This is a genomic window from Streptomyces sp. NPDC027672 (assembly GCF_055566335.1).
The window spans coordinates 163,010-179,366 of record NZ_JBVHSO010000015.1 but is presented as its reverse complement, the minus strand read 5'-3'; the positions used below and the strand labels follow the sequence as shown (position 1 = coordinate 179,366).

12 protein-coding genes are annotated in these 16,357 nt (G+C 73.7%); 3 read left to right on the top strand and 9 right to left on the bottom strand.

Annotated elements, in window-relative coordinates; genetic code table 11:
* Window positions 1-7: 7 nt before the first annotated feature.
* Entirely contained in the window at window positions 8-1,534 is a 1,527-nt protein-coding gene (gene eccB, locus ACZ4SV_RS30545; protein WP_365941707.1) for a type VII secretion protein EccB, read from the bottom strand.
* Window positions 1,535-1,731: 197 nt separating this feature from the next.
* On the opposite strand from eccB, the gene eccE reads away from it, so the two are divergent.
* The 3 genes from eccE to ACZ4SV_RS30530 all read left to right on the top strand — a co-directional run bounded on the left by eccE (window position 1,732) and on the right by ACZ4SV_RS30530 (window position 7,723).
* Window positions 1,732-3,069 (top strand): type VII secretion protein EccE, encoded by a 1,338-nt coding sequence (gene eccE / locus ACZ4SV_RS30540; protein ID WP_468008075.1) that lies wholly within the window; start codon window positions 1,732-1,734, stop codon window positions 3,067-3,069.
* Window positions 3,066-3,842, top strand: a complete 777-nt coding sequence (locus tag ACZ4SV_RS30535) for a hypothetical protein (protein ID WP_468008073.1) — start codon at window positions 3,066-3,068, stop codon at window positions 3,840-3,842. Before eccE ends, ACZ4SV_RS30535 begins: the two co-directional genes overlap by 4 nt.
* A gap of 359 nt (window positions 3,843-4,201) precedes the next feature.
* Complete coding sequence (locus ACZ4SV_RS30530) at window positions 4,202-7,723, top strand: SCO5717 family growth-regulating ATPase (protein ID WP_468008071.1); 3,522 nt, start codon at window positions 4,202-4,204, stop codon at window positions 7,721-7,723.
* An 89-nt stretch (window positions 7,724-7,812) separates the two neighbouring features.
* On the opposite strand, the gene ACZ4SV_RS30525 is transcribed toward ACZ4SV_RS30530, so the two are convergent.
* The 8 genes from ACZ4SV_RS30525 to rimP all read right to left on the bottom strand — a co-directional run bounded on the left by ACZ4SV_RS30525 (window position 7,813) and on the right by rimP (window position 16,293).
* A complete protein-coding gene (locus ACZ4SV_RS30525) occupies window positions 7,813-8,757 on the bottom strand; it encodes a bifunctional riboflavin kinase/FAD synthetase (protein WP_397940527.1) in 945 nt (314 codons plus the stop codon).
* Window positions 8,758-9,191: 434 nt separating this feature from the next.
* Window positions 9,192-10,097 (bottom strand): tRNA pseudouridine(55) synthase TruB, encoded by a 906-nt coding sequence (gene truB / locus ACZ4SV_RS30520; RefSeq protein ID WP_365877718.1) that lies wholly within the window; start codon window positions 10,095-10,097, stop codon window positions 9,192-9,194.
* Complete coding sequence (gene rbfA / locus ACZ4SV_RS30515) at window positions 10,094-10,570, bottom strand: 30S ribosome-binding factor RbfA (protein WP_397940523.1); 477 nt, start codon at window positions 10,568-10,570, stop codon at window positions 10,094-10,096. The genes truB and rbfA overlap by 4 nt, the downstream gene beginning before the upstream one ends.
* Window positions 10,571-10,612: 42 nt before the next feature.
* Window positions 10,613-10,909 (bottom strand): DUF503 domain-containing protein, encoded by a 297-nt coding sequence (locus ACZ4SV_RS30510; protein ID WP_397940521.1) that lies wholly within the window; start codon window positions 10,907-10,909, stop codon window positions 10,613-10,615.
* A 195-nt stretch (window positions 10,910-11,104) separates the two neighbouring features.
* Complete coding sequence (gene infB, locus ACZ4SV_RS30505) at window positions 11,105-14,230, bottom strand: translation initiation factor IF-2 (protein WP_468008067.1); 3,126 nt, start codon at window positions 14,228-14,230, stop codon at window positions 11,105-11,107.
* 145 nt (window positions 14,231-14,375) lie between these two features.
* Window positions 14,376-14,672 (bottom strand): YlxR family protein, encoded by a 297-nt coding sequence (locus ACZ4SV_RS30500; protein ID WP_365877728.1) that lies wholly within the window; start codon window positions 14,670-14,672, stop codon window positions 14,376-14,378.
* A 110-nt stretch (window positions 14,673-14,782) separates the two neighbouring features.
* On the bottom strand, window positions 14,783-15,769 hold the full coding sequence (gene nusA, locus ACZ4SV_RS30495; RefSeq protein ID WP_365877730.1) for a transcription termination factor NusA: 987 nt from the start codon (window positions 15,767-15,769) through the stop codon (window positions 14,783-14,785).
* Between the two features lie 2 nt (window positions 15,770-15,771).
* Window positions 15,772-16,293, bottom strand: a complete 522-nt coding sequence (rimP, locus tag ACZ4SV_RS30490; RefSeq protein ID WP_468008064.1) for a ribosome maturation factor RimP — start codon at window positions 16,291-16,293, stop codon at window positions 15,772-15,774.
* Between the last annotated feature and the right edge of the window lie 64 nt (window positions 16,294-16,357).

Genomic DNA, 16,357 nt, shown 5'->3' with positions numbered 1-16,357 from the left:
GTACTCCTCAGGAGCCCTGCGGCTGGCGGGCCGCCGCGGTCGACAGGCGGGGGCCGGTCGGCAGGAACTGCGACCAGGCCGCCGGGACGGGCGCGGGGTTGAGGTCGGCGTAGCCGAGGCGGGTCTGCGCCAGCTTGGCCTCCTGGCGGAGCTGCTGGCGCTGCTTGGCGTCGACGCCGACGCCCTTGTCGTCGCCGGCGCTGTCGTCGTTGGACTGCAGGGCGTAGCGCAGGCCGGTGTCGGTGACGAGGAAGACCGGGCCGGCCTTGGTCTCGCTGCCCTTGAACTGGCGGTAGAGCTGGCCGGATCCGGCGGTGACGTAGGCGCTGGAGGAGCCGGTGGGCAGGACCGCGGGGAAGTCGGTGCCGGCCCAGGTGGTCAGGGTCGTGTCGCCGTTGCCGGGGTCGACGTGGTTGAGCACGTTGCACAGGGTGTTGCGGCTGCCGTCGGCGGTGGCGGGGTTGTTGACCGCCTTGGGCTTCTCGGTGGGCCACTGGTGGTCGGCGGCGAACGGCTCGCCCCGGGTGATGGCGCCCGCGCTGACCTCCAGCGGGTGCCCGGCCTGGCCCAGCTTCACGAGGTCCTCGCTGACCAGGAGGAGCTGGGCGACGAAGTCGGAGACGGGTGCGACCCGGTGGGGCAGGACGACGAAGTACTGCTCCTGGCCGTTGACCGGTGCCCTGAGCACCATGCCGACGCGGTTGGCGTCCGGGTCGAGCTGGCCCGGGGCGCCGGCGGGGGCGCCCGGCACGCCGTCGACCGGCGGGAAGCTGATGCGGTCGCCGGGGTGCAGGGTGTCGATCCACTCCTTGGTGACCTTCTGCGGGACGCGGTCGGCGCCCACGATGGTCTGCAGGAGCAGGCTGTCGCCGGCGTCCACCGGGTACGCCCGGCCGTGCGCGTCGACGACGTACTGCTGCTTGTCCGGGGTGGCGACGTAGAGGAGTTCGCCGCCGTGCAGCCGCTGCCGGCCGCCCAGCTTGCCGCGGTCCCGTTCGGCCAGGACGAACGCGGCCTTCTGGAGGGCGCCGCCGTTGCCGCTCGGGCGTTCGCAGACGGCCCACTCCTTGGCGGCGCCGGCCTCCTTGCCGGAGGGCAGCCGGTCCGGGGCGTAGGGGATGCCGATGGTGACGCCGTGCGGGATCTTGCCGTTGTCGAGGACCGACTCGTCCACGGTGACCACGTCGACGTCGTTCTGGGTGTCGAGGACCAGCTTGGCCGAGGCCATGTTGAGGACCGGGTGGAGCTGGACCTTGTCCTTGGTCTTCAGGACGACGTAGCGGGTGGTGGACTTGCTGGCGATGATCACCTTCTGCCCGGGATCGTCCCAGCCCTGCGGAGCCGTCGGTTTGAACATGCCCCAGGCCCCGAAGGCCGCCAGCACGACCACGCCGACGATGGCACCGGGCAGGATGGCGCGCAGCGGCCGGGGCGCCCCCTCGTCGGAGGCATCCGGTGACGACTGCACGAACGACGCGAGCATGCGGCGCTTCGCGAAGGTGTAGGCGTTGAGTTGGTCCCGCCGAGATGCCATCTGTGCCTGTTTCTCCCCGTGTCTCCCGCGGAGCGCGCCCGGGGACCACGCTCCCCCGCCCTCCGTTGTCGGACCCGGCCCCTACTATGCCTGGTACGGAGCGGACCGCGTGGAGCGGGTAGGGTACCGGGGCCCTCAAGGGCCTTGTTCGGTGGCCTGGTTCCAGTGAGTTGTGAGTAAAACGGGGGGATGGAGTGATGGCTTCCGGAACGCGGACGCGAGCACGCGGCCGGTCGGCGGCACGAGGCCGTGCGGCCGGGTCCGGGACGCCGGCGCGCGACGCGTCCGCCCGGCGCGGCGGGGACCGCCAGCAGGTCACGCCCGGCCTCAGGCAACGGCCGGGCCAGGCCGGTTCGTTCCGTTTGCAACGGCTGGTGCTGGTGGAGCTGGCGGCGGGCGTACTGCTGGCCGGCTGGGCCGTCGGCATGGCGGCCCTGGTGCCGGCCGCGGTGCTCGCGCTGGTGCTGCTCCTGCTGGCGTTCGTACGGCGCCGGGGCCGGTCCCTGCCCGAGTGGCTCGCCACCGCGCGGGAGCTGCGGGCGCGGCAGAAGCGGGCCGCGCACACCCCGGTGCCGCCGGGCACGGAGCCCGGGCTGGTCCCGGCGGTGGAGTGCGAACCGGCCCTGCGCACCTCCTCGTACGGCGGGCGTGACCGCCGGCCGGTCGGCGTCATCGGCGACGGCACGTTCGTCACCGCCGTGCTCCAGGTGGAGGCCGACGCGACCGCGCTGCGCGCCGAGCGGAGCCGCCAGCCGCTGCCGCTGGGCCTGGTGCGCGACGCGCTGGAGGTGGACGGCATCCGCCTGGAGTCCGCCCAGGTCGTGCTGCACACCCAGCCCGCTCCCGCGCTGCACCTGCCCCAGCAGTCGGTGGCCGTCGCCAACTACGTCCCGTTGCAGGAGCAGACCGGCGCCCCGGCCGTGCGCATCACCTGGATCGCGCTCAAGCTGGACCCGGAGCTGTGCGCGGAGGCCGTGGCGGCGCGCGGCGGCGGGCTGGAAGGGGCGCAGAAGTGCGTCGTACGGATCGCGGACCATCTGGCGAGCCGGCTGACCGGCGCCGGGTTCCGGGCGCGGGTGCTGGACGAGGAGGAGCTGGTCGCCGCCGTCGCCACCTCGGCCTGCGCGAACCCGCTGGTCACCGCGGAGGCGGGACGCAGCGAGACCCGGGAGCGGCGCACGGAGGAGTCCGGGCGGAGCTGGCGCTGCGACAACCGGCGGCACACGACGTACTGGGTGCGGCGGTGGCCGCCGCTGGGCGGGGGCGGGGCCGAGTCCCTGCCGCAGTTCGTCGCCCGGGTCACGGCAGTGCCGGCCCTGGCGACCACCTTCAGTCTGACGCTGGCGCGCGGCGAGCGGCAGGAGGTGTCGCTGTGCGGGCACCTGCGGGTGACCGGGCGCAGCGACGACGAACTCGTGGCGGCCCGGCGCGCGCTGGAGGACGCGGCCCGGCGGTCCGGGGCGGGCCTGGCCCGGCTCGACCGCGAGCAGTTGCCCGGCATGCTGGCCACTCTGCCCCTCGGAGGTGCGCGATGACGACGATGGGCACGACCTCCCCGGCGGGACCGGCCGCGCGGGAGCCCTCCGGGCCGCGGCGGGCGGCCGGGCTGCTGCGGCACGGACTCGGTCTGATCGGGCCCCGGCACGGCCGGCACGGCCTGTCCGCCCAGCACCTGGACGCGCTCGCCCTGCCGATCGGGGACGACGGCGTGGTGGCGGGTGTCGACGCCGAGGGCCAGCCGGCCGTGCTGGGCATCAACCGGCCCACGCCCTACGACGTTATCCTGATCGGCGGTCTGTGGACGGCGCAGGTGCTGGCGCTGCGCACGGCGGCCACCGGCGCCCGGGTCGCCGTGGAGACCGGCCGGCCGCAGGCGTGGATGCAGATGGTGCACGCCATGGGCGGCGGGCAGAACGGCCTGTCCGTGTACGAGGTGGGGCGGGTCCCGCCGCAGGGCGCCTCCGCCGGTACGCCGGTGCTGGTGGTGCGGGACTGCGGTATGCGTCCGCCGCGCGGCCGGGTGGTGTCCGGGCCCTGGCAGTCGGTGCTGACCCTGCTGCCGTACCTGAGCCCGGTCGCGCCCCGGCTGCTGCGGCAGGCGCGGCTGGCCGGCATCCAGCGGGTCTCGCCGGACGAGGCGGCCGAACTCGGGCGCACCATGGGCCTGTCGCGGACCGAGGTGGAGTCGCTGCCGGCGCTGCCCGACGGCGTCACCCTGTGGTGCACCGACCGTGACCGGCAATATGTGCTGACCCAACCGACCGACGCCGAGATCGGATTGTTGGGCACGCCGCGGCGGATGGACTGAACTGCCCCCGCACGTCCTATTTGTTCACGCCCGCGCGCACGTCCCGCCCGGTCCGTCTTCGCCGCATGCCTGCCGTTTGCTCCCTGTTTCCTCCGGCCGGGGCAGGGGCGGGCATCCGGTCTCCGGGCGGGCGGCGGCCCCGCGATGCGTCCACACGGAGGCGGGCGGGCCTGCCGGGGGGTGGCTCCTGGTGATTAGGCTGGGAGTGGGCGCGATGGCAGGACCCGTGGGCCGGGCGTCGGTGTCCCGGGGCAGGTCCGCTGAGCCGGACCGCCCCGAACGACTACGGACGATTCGGTACGACACGACATGGTCGCCCCGGCACGGCATGAGGGTGCTCGACCACACCAGGAGGAACTGTGAGCAGCGATCGGGACGGGATGCGCGGGGGCTGGGACACACCCGGCGATGACCAGCCCGACGCGGAGGCCGTCGAGACCACCGGCGAGTTCACCATCGACTACGCTCCCCCCGCCTGGTACACGCAGAACGCCTCCGGTGCGCCGGGCGCCTCGGCCGGACCCGGTGTGCCGTCGTTCCCGGCCGGTCCGCCGGTCCCGGGTCCGACGCCGCCCGCGCCGGCCGCCCAGCCGGCCGGCACTCCCCCGCAGGGCACTCCGGTGCCGGGAACTCCCGCGCAGGGAACGCCGTTCGCCGCGCCGCAGGGTGCCGCGTACCCGCCGCCCCCGCCCGTCCCGGGGACCGCCTTCCCGCCGCCGGGCACGCCGTACGCTCCGCCCGCGCCGGGCACGCCGTACGCCCCGGCCGCACAGCCCGCGCCGCCGGCCGGCGGTCCCGTCCCGGTGCCCCGGCTGCCCAAGGGCTTCGAGCCGCAGCAGCCGCAGGCGGACCCGGCCGCCGCGGTGGAACCGGAGCCGGACGACGGGGACTTGGAGAGCGGGGCCACCATGCGGTTCTCCGCCGGCTCGCTGCAACGCCAGATGGACGAGATCGCCGAGCGCGTGGCGGCGGCCGGGCAGCGGACCGCGTCCGCGGGCACCGGCTCGGCGGAGGGCGCGGACGGCCACTCCCGAGACGACGAAGCCGCCCCGGCCGAGGACGCGGTGGCGCGGACCGCCGCTGCGGAGGAGGCCGCGTCCGACGAGGAGCGGAGCGGGGAGCGGGACCAGGAGGACGGCGAGGAGACGGACGGGGTACGGGGCGAGAGCGGCCCGGCGGAGACGGCCGGGGATGCCGCAGCGGAGGACGGTGCCGCCGAGGAGACGGAGGGCGTGGCCGAGGACGGCACGCCCCGGCAGACCGCGCTGGAGGACTCCGCCGCGCCGGACGGCGCTTCCGGGGACGAGGTCCCGGGTGGCGATGCGCCGGGCGAGGACGCCCCGGGTGACGGCACGTCGGACCACGCACCGGAGCAGACCGCCGCACCCGACACGGAGGCCCAGCAGCCCGGTACCGCCCAGCCTGGCACCGCCCAGCCCGGCGGGCCGCTGCCTGACGCGACCCCGCCCGGCGCACCGCAGCGCGGCGGCTACGGCTTCCCGCCGCCCGGCGTGCCCCAGCCCGGCCCCGGTGCCCCGTACGCCGCCGAGCAGGCCGCCGCGACCGCTCCAGGCGCCCAGCAGCCCGGCACCGCAGCGGCGGCCACTGCCCAGCCCGGCACCGCTCAGCCCGGCGGGCCGTTGCCTCAGGCGGCTCCGCCCGGCGCACCGCAGCCCGGCGGCTACGGCTTCCCGCCGCCCGGCGTGCCGCAGCCCGGTGTGCCGCAGCCCGGTCCCGGCGCCCCGTACGCCGCCGTGCCGCCCGTCGCCCAGGGCGCCCAGCCCGGCTGGACGCCGTCGGCGCCGCAGGACGGGCTGCCTCCGCTGCCGCCCTCGTACCAGCCCGCCGCCCCGGCGCCCGCCGCCCAGTGGCCGCAGCAGGGCGCCCCGCAGCAGCCCGGGCCCATGCCCGGCCACCAGCCGCAGCCGGCGGACAGCCGGTCACCGGCCGGCGCGCCCGGTCAGCAGCCGCCGTTCCCGCAACCGCCGTTCCCGCAGGGGCCCTTCCCGCAGCCGCCGTTCCAGCCGCAGGCCCCGCAGCCCGCACCCACCGCGTGGCACCAGCCGGGCCAGCAAGGACAGCCGGGTCAGCCCGGGGCACCGGCGGGCGCTCCGCAGCCGATTCCCGGCGGCCCCCAGCCGGCCCCCAACGGCCCCACTCCCCCGGACGGTTACGGCTTTCCACAGCCCGGCGGTCCCGACACCCCGCCCCAGCCCGGCGGTTACGGCTTCCCACAGCCCCCGGCCCCCGGCAGCGGGCCCCAGCCGCACGCCAACGGCCCCGCCGCACCGGGCGGTTACGGATTCCCGCCGCCCGGTGCTCCCAACACCGCCGCACAGCACGCCGGTTACGGGTTCCCGCAGCCGGGAACACCCGGCGCCCCGCCGCAGCAGCCCGGTTACGGCTTCCCGCAGCCTCCGCAGGGCCAGGACGCCGGTCCCGGCGCTCCGCAGGCCCCGCAGGCGCCGGTCGACCCGCGTACCGGTGCCGCGTGGCCGCAGGCCGTGCAGCACGACCAGCGGCAGCCGACCAACCCCGGTGCCGCGCCGCTCGGTTACACCGCCGCCGTCGAGCTGTCCTCGGACCGGCTGCTCAACAACAAGAAGCAGAAGGCCAAGAGCGGCCGGCCCACGGCGGCCGGCGGCCGGTTCAAGCTGGGCGGCAAGAAGGAGGAGGCGGAGCGGCAGCGCAAGCTGGAGCTGATCCGCACGCCGGTGCTGTCCTGCTACCGGATCGCGGTCATCAGCCTCAAGGGCGGTGTCGGCAAGACGACCACGACGACCGCGCTCGGCTCCACCCTGGCCACCGAGCGGCAGGACAAGATCCTCGCCATCGACGCCAACCCGGACGCCGGCACGCTGGGGCGGCGCGTGCGCCGGGAGACCGGGGCCACCATCCGCGACCTCGTCCAGGCGATCCCGTACCTGAACTCGTACATGGACATCCGGCGGTTCACCTCCCAGGCGCCCTCCGGTCTGGAGATCATCGCCAACGACGTGGACCCGGCCGTCTCGACCACGTTCAACGACGAGGACTACCGGCGGGCGATCGACGTCCTCGGAAGGCAGTACCCGGTCATCCTGACCGACTCGGGCACCGGTCTGCTGTACAGCGCCATGCGCGGTGTGCTGGACCTCGCCGACCAGCTGATCATCATCTCCACGCCGTCCGTGGACGGCGCGAGCAGCGCCAGTACGACGCTGGACTGGCTGTCCGCGCACGGGTACGCCGATCTGGTCTCCCGGTCCCTGACCGTGATCTCCGGGGTGCGCGAGACCGGGAAGATGATCAAGGTGGAGGACATAGTCGCGCACTTCGAGACCCGCACCCGCGGGGTCGTGGTGGTGCCGTTCGACGAGCACCTGGCCGCCGGTGCCGAGGTCGACCTCGACATGATGCGCCCGAAGACGCGCGAGGCGTACTTCAACCTCGCGGCGCTGATCGCCGAGGACTTCACCCGGCACCAGCAGTCGCAGGGCCTGTGGACGAGCGACGGCAACCCGCCGCCGGTGGCCGCCCCGCCGATGCCGGGACACCAGACGCCCGGCCAGGTGTACGGTGCCGGCCAGCCCTACCCCCAGGCGCCGGGCCAGCCGTATCCGCAGGCGCCGGATCAGGCGTACCCGCAGGCGCCGGGCCAGCCGTATCCCCAGGCACCGGATCAGCCCTACCCCCAGGCTCCTGGACAGCCGTACCCGCAAGCACCGGGCCAGCCCTACGCCCCGCAGCAGCAGCCGTACCCGCCGCAGCAGGGCGGGCCGCAGCCGTACCCGGCCCAGCAGCCGGGCTACCCGCAGCCCGGACAGCCGCAGGCCCAGCCCCAGCCCCAGCCGCAGCCGCACCCGGGGCAGCAGCCGCCGCAGGCTCCGCCCGAGCAGTAGGGGCCATAGGCGCCAAGGGAAAAGGGCGGCCGGTGCGTCGAGCACCGGCCGCCCTTTTCGTGTCGTGGCGCCGAGGGGCGGTGAGCGGACTACTGCGCCGCCACGATCTCCCGGCAGCGCTGCACGTCCTCGGCCATCTGCTCCAGCAGGGCGTCCAGCGACTCGAACTTGGCCTGGCCGCGCACATAGGCGAGGAAGTCGACGGCGACGTGCAGGCCGTACAGGTCGAGGCCGACGCGGTCGATGGCGTACGCCTCCACCGTGCGCTCGGTGCCGTCGAACTGCGGGTTCGTGCCGACGGAGATCGCGGCCGGCATGGCCTCGCCCTGGACGTGCAGATAGCCGGCGTACACGCCGTCGGCGGGGACGGCGGTGTGCGGGAGCGTCTCGACGTTGGCGGTCGGGAAGCCCAGTTCGCGGCCGCGCTGGGCGCCACGGACGACGATGCCCTCCACGCGGTGCGGACGGCCCAGGATCTCCCGGGCGCCCGCGACGTCGCCCGCGGCGACCAGGCGGCGGGTCAGCGTGGAGGAGAACGGCTCGCCGCCGCCCGCCTCGCCGGTCACGTACAGGTCGACCACGTCGACCTCGAAGTCGTAGACCTTGCCCTGTGCGGCGAGGAACTCGACGTTGCCGGCCGCCTTGTGGCCGAAGCGGAAGTTGGGGCCCTCCACGACCGCCTTGGCGTGCAACTTGTCGACCAGCACCTTCACCACGAACTCGGCCGGTGACAGCTTCGAGAACTCCGTGGTGAACGGCAGGACGAGCACGGCGTCGACGCCCAGCCCGGCCATCAGTTCCGCGCGGCGGTGGTGCGGGGCGAGCAGCGGCGGGTGGCTGCCGGGGCGGACGACCTCGCTGGGATGCGGGTCGAAGGTGACGGCGACGACCGGCACGCCCAGTTCCCGGGCGCGGTCCACGGCGTGCTTGATGATCAGCTGGTGGCCGCGGTGCACGCCGTCGTAGGAACCGATGGTGACGACGCTGCGCCCCCAGTCCTGGGGGATGTCCTCCAAGCCACGCCAGCGCTGCACTGTGACCGCTCCTCGAACCCTTGTCCGTGTCTACCTTGACCTCGTGGTGCAGGTCTAAGGGTGCCATGCCGGGTGCCGCGCCCCCGCATCGGCATGGGGGCTGTGACCGGGCGCACGTTCCGCGCCGCCGTCCGGGCCGGGGAACGCGCCCCTTTCCGCTCCCCGGTTCACTCCGCGCGCCCGGCCGGCCGGGTGAATCGGCGGGGCCCGCTGGACAACTCTGGGAGAGGGGGAACCGAGGGGGGCCGTGGAGTGGCGGCAGGGCCGGACCCGTGGCCGGCCGCCGCTCCACGGCGGACGCCACCGAAGCGGCGGAGAACACGGGAGCGGCGGGCAACTCGGGAGCGGCGGGCAACGCGGGAGCGGCGGAGGGCCCGGAGGAGCCTCGGCGGAGGGTCCGGAAGGCCCTCGGCAAAGGACCCGGAGGGCCCGGCTCAGCCGAAGACGGCCAGGCTCTTGGCCTTGCCCCGGTGCTGCTCCACGAGCGCGACGAAGCGGCCGTCGTCGTCGAAGACGGCCACCGGACCGGCGTCCGCGTACTCGTCGGGCATGTCCAGCCGGACGCCGTTCAGCAGCAGCCGGGACCGCCTGGCGTCGACCTGCCAGCGCGGGAAGGCGGCGCCCGCGGCCTCGGCGATCGGCATCACGGTCAGGTCCTGCTGGAGCTGGTCCAGGGTCCTGGCCGCGTCCAGCTTGTACGGGCCGACCCGGGTGCGGCGCAGCGCGGTGAGGTGGCCGCCGACGCCGAGGCCGGCGCCCAGGTCGCGCGCGAGGGCGCGGATGTAGGTGCCGGAGGAGCAGACCACCGACACGACCAGGTCGAGCACGGGCGTGCCGTCCTCGGCGACCGCGTCCCGGACGTCGTACACCGCGAAGGAGGAGACGGTGACCGGCCGGGCCGGGATCTCGAAGTCCTCGCCCTCACGGGCCCGCTTGTACGACCGCACGCCGTCGATCTTGATGGCGCTGACCTTGGACGGCACCTGCATGATGTCGCCGGTGAGCTTGGCGATGCCGGCGTCGATGGCGTCCCGGGTGACCTTGGAGGCGTCGGTGGACGAGGTGATCTCGCCCTCGGCGTCGTCGGTCACGGTGTTCTGGCCCAGGCGGACGGTGCCCAGGTACTCCTTCTCGGTGAGCGCGAGGTGCCCGAGCAGTTTGGTGGCGCGCTCGACACCGAGGACCAGCACGCCGGTCGCCATCGGGTCGAGGGTGCCGGCGTGGCCGACGCGGCGGGTCCTGGCGATCCCGCGCATCTTGGCGACCACGTCGTGCGAAGTGAAGCCCGACGGCTTGTCGACGATGACGAGGCCGTCGGGCGTGGTGTGCTTCTGGGTCATTCCGCGACGTCGCCGTCCGTGTCGGTGCCGTCGTCCGGGGCGGCGTCCTCGTCGGCCGGCTTCTTGTAGGGGTCCGCTCCGCCGGCGTACGCGGCGCCCGTGGCCGCCTCGCGCACCTTCTGGTCGGACTGCCGGGCCTTGTCGAGCAGGTCCTCGATGTTCCGGGCGGTGTCGGGCAGGGCGTCCGCGACGAAGGTCAGGGTGGGGGTGAACTTCACCCCGGCCGCGCGGCCCACCTCGGAGCGCAGGACGCCCTTGGCGCTCTCCAGGCCCGCCGCGGCGGCGGCCCGCTCCTCCTCGTCGCCGTAGACCGTGTAGAAGACGGTCGCCTCCCGCAGGTCACCCGTGACCCGGGTGTCCGTGATGGTGACGTGCGAGCCGAGCCGCGGGTCCTTGATCCCGCGCTGCAGCTTCTGGGCCACCACCTCCCGGATGAGGTCCGCCAGCCTTTTCGCCCGCGCGTTGTCGGCCACTGGTCCGTCTCCCGTTCTTTCTTTCTTGCTTGCGTTTCGTGGTCAGTCGTCGTCGTCGCCGTGGAAGCGCCGTCGTACGGACAGCAGCTCCACCTCGGGGCGGCCGGCGACCAGCCGTTCGCACCGGTCGAGCACGTCGGTGAGGTGCGCCGCGTCCCCGGAGACCGTGGCGAGGCCGATGACCGCCCGCCGGTGCAGGTCCATGTGGTCCACCTCGGCCGCGCTCACGGCGTACTTCCGCTGGAGTTCGGCGACGATCGGGCGGACCACGGAGCGCTTCTCCTTCAGCGAGTGGACGTCACCGAGGAGGAGGTCGAAGGACAGAGTCCCCACGTACATGTGTGTAACCGGTTCACCCGCCGGTACGGGATCGACGGCCCCGGGTCCGTGTGGCCGGGGACATCAAGAACCGTACCGCGTACCCGCCGGTGGCTCGACAGGGTTTCGGCACGGCCGGGTGCCCGGAGGCACCGGAAAAGCCACGCCGGCCGACGGGACCGGAAGTCCCGTCGGCCAGCGTGTGCCGTAGGCGTGTTACGCCCGCGGCTTCTCGCGCATCTCGTACGTCGCGATGACGTCGTCGACCTTGATGTCGTTGAAGTTTCCGAGGTTGATACCGCCCTCGAAGCCTTCGCGGATCTCGGTGACGTCGTCCTTGAAGCGGCGCAGACCGGAGATGGTGAGGTTCTCCGCGACCACCTTGCCGTCGCGGATGAGGCGCGCCTTGGTGTTGCGCTTGACCTCGCCCGAGCGGACCAGGACACCGGCGATGTTGCCCAGCTTGGACGACTTGAAGACCTCGCGGATCTCCGCCGTGCCCAGCTCGACCTCTTCGTACTCCGGCTTGAGCATGCCCTTGAGGGCCGCCTCGATCTCCTCGATCGCCTGGTAGATGACCGAGTAGTACCGGACGTCCACACCCTCGCGCTCGGCCATCTGCGCCGCGCGGCCTGCCGCACGGACGTTGAAGCCGATCACGATGGCGTCGGAGCCCATCGCCAGGTCGATGTCGGACTCCGTGACCGCACCGACGCCGCGGTGCAGGACGCGGATGTCGACCTCTTCGCCGACGTCAAGCTGGAGCAGCGAGGACTCGAGAGCCTCGACGGAACCGGAAGCGTCACCCTTGATGATCAGGTTCAGCTGCTGGACCTCGCCGGCCTTGAGCACCTTGTCCAGGTCCTCGAGCGAGACGCGGCGCGTGCGCTTGGCGAAGGCCGCGTTGCGCTCGCGGGCGGCGCGCTTCTCGGCGATCTGACGGGCCGTACGGTCCTCGTCGACCACCAGGAAGTTGTCGCCCGCACCCGGGACGTTGGTCAGGCCCAGGACCTGCACCGGCGTCGAGGGTCCGGCCTCGGCGACGTTGTTGCCGTTGTCGTCGAGCATGGCGCGCACCCGGCCGTAGGCGTCGCCCACGACCATCGTGTCGCCGACCCGCAGCGTGCCGCGCTGGACGAGGACCGTCGCCACGGCACCGCGGCCGCGGTCGAGACGGGACTCGATCGAGATGCCCTGCGCGTCCTGGTTCGGGTTGGCCCGCAGGTCGAGCGAGGCGTCGGCCGTGAGGATCACGGCCTCCAGCAGCGAGTCGATGTGCAGACCCTGCTTGGCGGAGATGTCGACGAACATGGTGTCGCCGCCGTACTCCTCGGCCACGAGGCCGTACTCGGTCAGCTGACCGCGCACCTTGGTCGGGTCGGCACCCTCGACGTCGATCTTGTTGACCGCGACCACGATCGGCACGTCGGCCGCCTTGGCGTGGTTGAGCGCCTCGACCGTCTGCGGCATGACGCCGTCGTTGGCCGCGACGACCAGGATCGCGATGTCGGTCGACTTCGCACCACGGGCACGCATGGCGGTGAACGCCTCGTGACCCGGGGTGTCGATGAAGGTGATCTTGCGCTCTTCGTCGTTGACCTCGGTCGCGACCTGGTAGGCACCGATGTGCTGGGTGATGCCGCCGGCCTCGCCCGCGATGACGTTCGTCTTGCGGATGGCGTCGAGCAGCCGGGTCTTACCGTGGTCGACGTGACCCATGACGGTGACGACCGGCGGGCGGACCACCAGGTCCTCCTCGTCGCCCTCGTCCTCGCCGAACTCGATGTCGAAGGACTCGAGCAGCTCGCGGTCCTCCTCCTCCGGGCTGACGATCTGAACCGTGTAGTTCATCTCGCCGGCGAGGAGCTGGAGGGTCTCGTCGGAGACGGACTGGGTCGCGGTGACCATCTCGCCGAGGTTCATCATGACCGCGACGAGCGACGCCGGGTTGGCGTTGATCTTCTCCGCGAAGTCGGTGAGCGACGCGCCGCGGGAGAGACGGATGGTCTCGCCGCCGCCGCGCGGCAGCATCACGCCGCCGACGCTCGGGGCCTGCATGGCCTCGTACTCCTGGCGCCTCTGCCGCTTCGACTTGCGGCCACGGCGCGCGGGACCGCCGGGACGGCCGAAGGCGCCCTGCGTGCCACCGCGGCCACCGGGACCGCCGGGACGGCCGCCGAAGCCGGGACGGCCACCGCCGCCACCGCCGGGACCACCCGGACGGCCGGCGAAACCGCCGCCGCCGCCACCGGGACCGGCCGGACGGCCGGCGAAGCCGCCGCCACCGCCGCCGGGACGGCCGGCGAAGCCGCCACCGCCCGGACGACCGCCGCCGCCACCGGGACGACCGCCGGCACCGGGACCGCGGCCGCCGGGGCCACCGCCGCCCGGACGCGGGCCGGCAGCGGGACGCTGCGGCATCATGCCGGGGTTGGGACGCGGACCGGCCGGGCCGGGACGCGGGCCGCCCTGCGGACGGGGCATGCCGGCCGGCGACGGACGGGAACCGCCCGGAGCCTGCGGACGCGGACCGCCGCCCTGCTGGCCGGGCGCCTGCGGACGGGGACCGGCGCCGGGGGCACCGGGACCGCCCGGACGCGGGCCGCCCTGCGGACGGGGCGCCTGCGGGCGCGCCATGCCGGCGTTGCCGCCGGAGGTGAAGGGGTTGTTGCCCGGACGCGGGCCGGCCGGACGGGCACCGGGACGCGCGGACTGGCCGCCGGGGCGGCCGCCGCCCTGGCCCGGACGGGGCGCCTGGCCCTGGCCGGAGGCCGGACGGGCGCCACCGGGCTTCGGGGCACCCGGACGGGAGCCGGGACGCTGGCCCTGGGCGGCCGGAGCCTGCGGGGCCTGCGGGGCCTGCGGGGCCTGGGGTGCCTGCGCGGCGGGGGCGGCCGGCGGAGCGGTGAACTCCGGGGCGGCCGGGGCCGGACGCGGCGCGGGCTTGGGGCCGGGCACCGGGCGCGGGCCCAGGGCCGGCGCGGACGCCGCGGGAGACGGCGCCGCGGGCGCCGCCGGGGCGGCGGGCTGCTGCGCGGCGGGTGCCGCCGGTGCCGACTGGGGCTTGGGCGCCGCCGGCCGGGGGGCCGGGGCAGCCGGACGGGCCGCCTGCGCCGGGGACGGCGCGGCGGGCCTCGGGGAAGCCTTGCGCGGGGCGGGCCTGCCGGCGGACTTGCCGTTGCCACCACCCTGGAAGGCGTCGGTCAGCTTGCGTACAACCGGCGCTTCGATGGTCGAAGACGCCGAACGGACGAATTCACCGAGTTCCTGGAGCTTGGCCATGACGACCTTGCTCTCTACACCGAACTCCTTGGCGAGTTCGTATACCCGGACCTTAGCCACTTCGCTCCTTTGAGGTCCGGGTTGAAGCCGGACCGTCGCTAGTTCATGGGCGTACTCATCGCGTACTCATCGAGTGCTCATCGCAATCTCGACCTGCTTTCGACTCGCGAGGTACCAAGCCGCACGGTGTTCCGTACGGCACGTCTTACGGTGTTGCCTGCTCGGCAACTGTCGTCTGCTCGACGTATCGGCGCAACGCCTTTGTGTCGAGCGGTCCCGGGACGCGCAGTGCCCGCGGGAACGCCCGGCGGCGAACCGCCTGGTCGAGACAGACCAGGGCGGGGTGCACGTACGCACCCCGGCCGGGCAGCGTACCGCGAGGATCGGGGACGCATGCGTCCCCGCTCTCCACGATCCGCAGGAGATCGTCCTTGGCCGCCCGCTTCCGGCACCCCAGACAGGTGCGTTCAGGGCATGATCCGGCGTGCGTCCGGCCAGACACAGTTAAGTCTACCTCCCCGTAGCGACCTCACCCCTATGGGGCAAAAATCGAACGGCTCTTGTCGTGATCTCAGCGTCGGACGGTCCGGATCTATTCCCGGACCCCCACGCCTACTCCCCGGTCTGCTCGGTGTCCGGCCGGATGTCGATCCGCCAGCCGGTCAGCCGGGCCGCGAGGCGGGCGTTCTGGCCCTCCTTGCCGATCGCCAGCGACAGCTGGTAGTCCGGCACGGTCACCCGCGCGGAGCGGGCGGCCATGTCCACGACCTCCACCTTGTTCACCCGGGCGGGTGACAGGGCGTTCGCGACCATCTCGGCCGGGTCGTCCGACCAGTCGACGATGTCGATCTTCTCGCCGCTCAGCTCGCCCATCACGTTGCGCACCCGGCCGCCCATCGGGCCGATGCAGGCGCCCTTGGCGTTCAGGCCCGAACGGGTGGACCGTACGGCGATCTTGGTGCGGTGACCGGCCTCACGGGCGATCGCGGTGATCTCCACCGAGCCGTCGGCGATCTCCGGCACCTCCAGGGCGAAGAGCTTCTTCACCAGGTTCGGGTGGGTACGCGAGAGGGTGACCGACGGTCCGCGGACGCCCCGGGCCACCCGGACGACGTACGACCGCAGGCGCATGCCGTGCGGGTAGGTCTCGCCGGGCACCTGCTCCTGCACCGGCAGGATGGCCTCCAGCTTGCCGATGTCCACCAGCACGTTCTTCGGATCGCGGCCCTGCTGCACCACGCCGGTGACGATGTCGCCCTCACGGCCGGCGTACTCGCCCAGCGTCGCGTCGTCCTCGGCGTCGCGCAGCCGCTGCAGGATCACCTGCTTGGCGGTGGTGGCGGCGATACGGCCGAAACCGGACGGCGTGTCGTCGAACTCGCGGGACTCCTGGCCCTCCGCGAGGTCCTCCGGGTCCTCCTTCGCCCACACGGTCACATGACCGGTCTGCCGGTTGAGCTCCACGCGCGCGTGTCGGCGGCTTCCCTCGGTGCGGTGGTAGGCGATGAGGAGGGCCGACTCGATCGCCTCGACCAGCAGGTCGAAGGAAATCTCCTTCTCCCGCACCAGACCCCGCAGGGCGCTCATGTCGATGTCCACGGCTACGCCTCCTCCTCTTCCTTCATGTCGCTCTTGTTGTCCTTGCTGTCCTTGCGGTTGAACTCGACCTGCACGCGCGCCCTGGCGATCTCGGGGAAGGTGATCCTGCGGGCGGTGGCCTTGCGGCCCTTCACGCCGGGCACCTCCACGTCGAGGCCCTCGCCGTCGGCCTCCAGGATGCGCGCGACCAGCTCGCCGCCCTCCGTGAGCTGGAACTTCACCAGCCGGCCTGTGGCACGCACGAAGTGCCGGTGCTCGGTGAGGAGGCGCTCGGCGCCGGGGGTTCCGACCTCCAGGTCGTACGCGTCCTCGCCCATCGCGTTCGTCTCGTCCAGGTGCGCCGAGAGAGCGCGGCTCACCTCGGCGACGGTGTCCAGGTCCGCTCCGCTGTCGGAGTCCACGACGACGCGCAGCACCCGCTTGCGTCCTACGGAGTCCACGGCGATCTCTTCCAGATCCAGCCCATGGGAGGTGACGAGCGGTTCGAGCAGCTCTCGCAGCCTCTCGCTCTGGGTGGTGCTCATCCGGGTGACTCCTCGGCCGCGTGTGCTGTTGTGGGATGGGTCGCGTGTCTGGTCAAAGGGTATC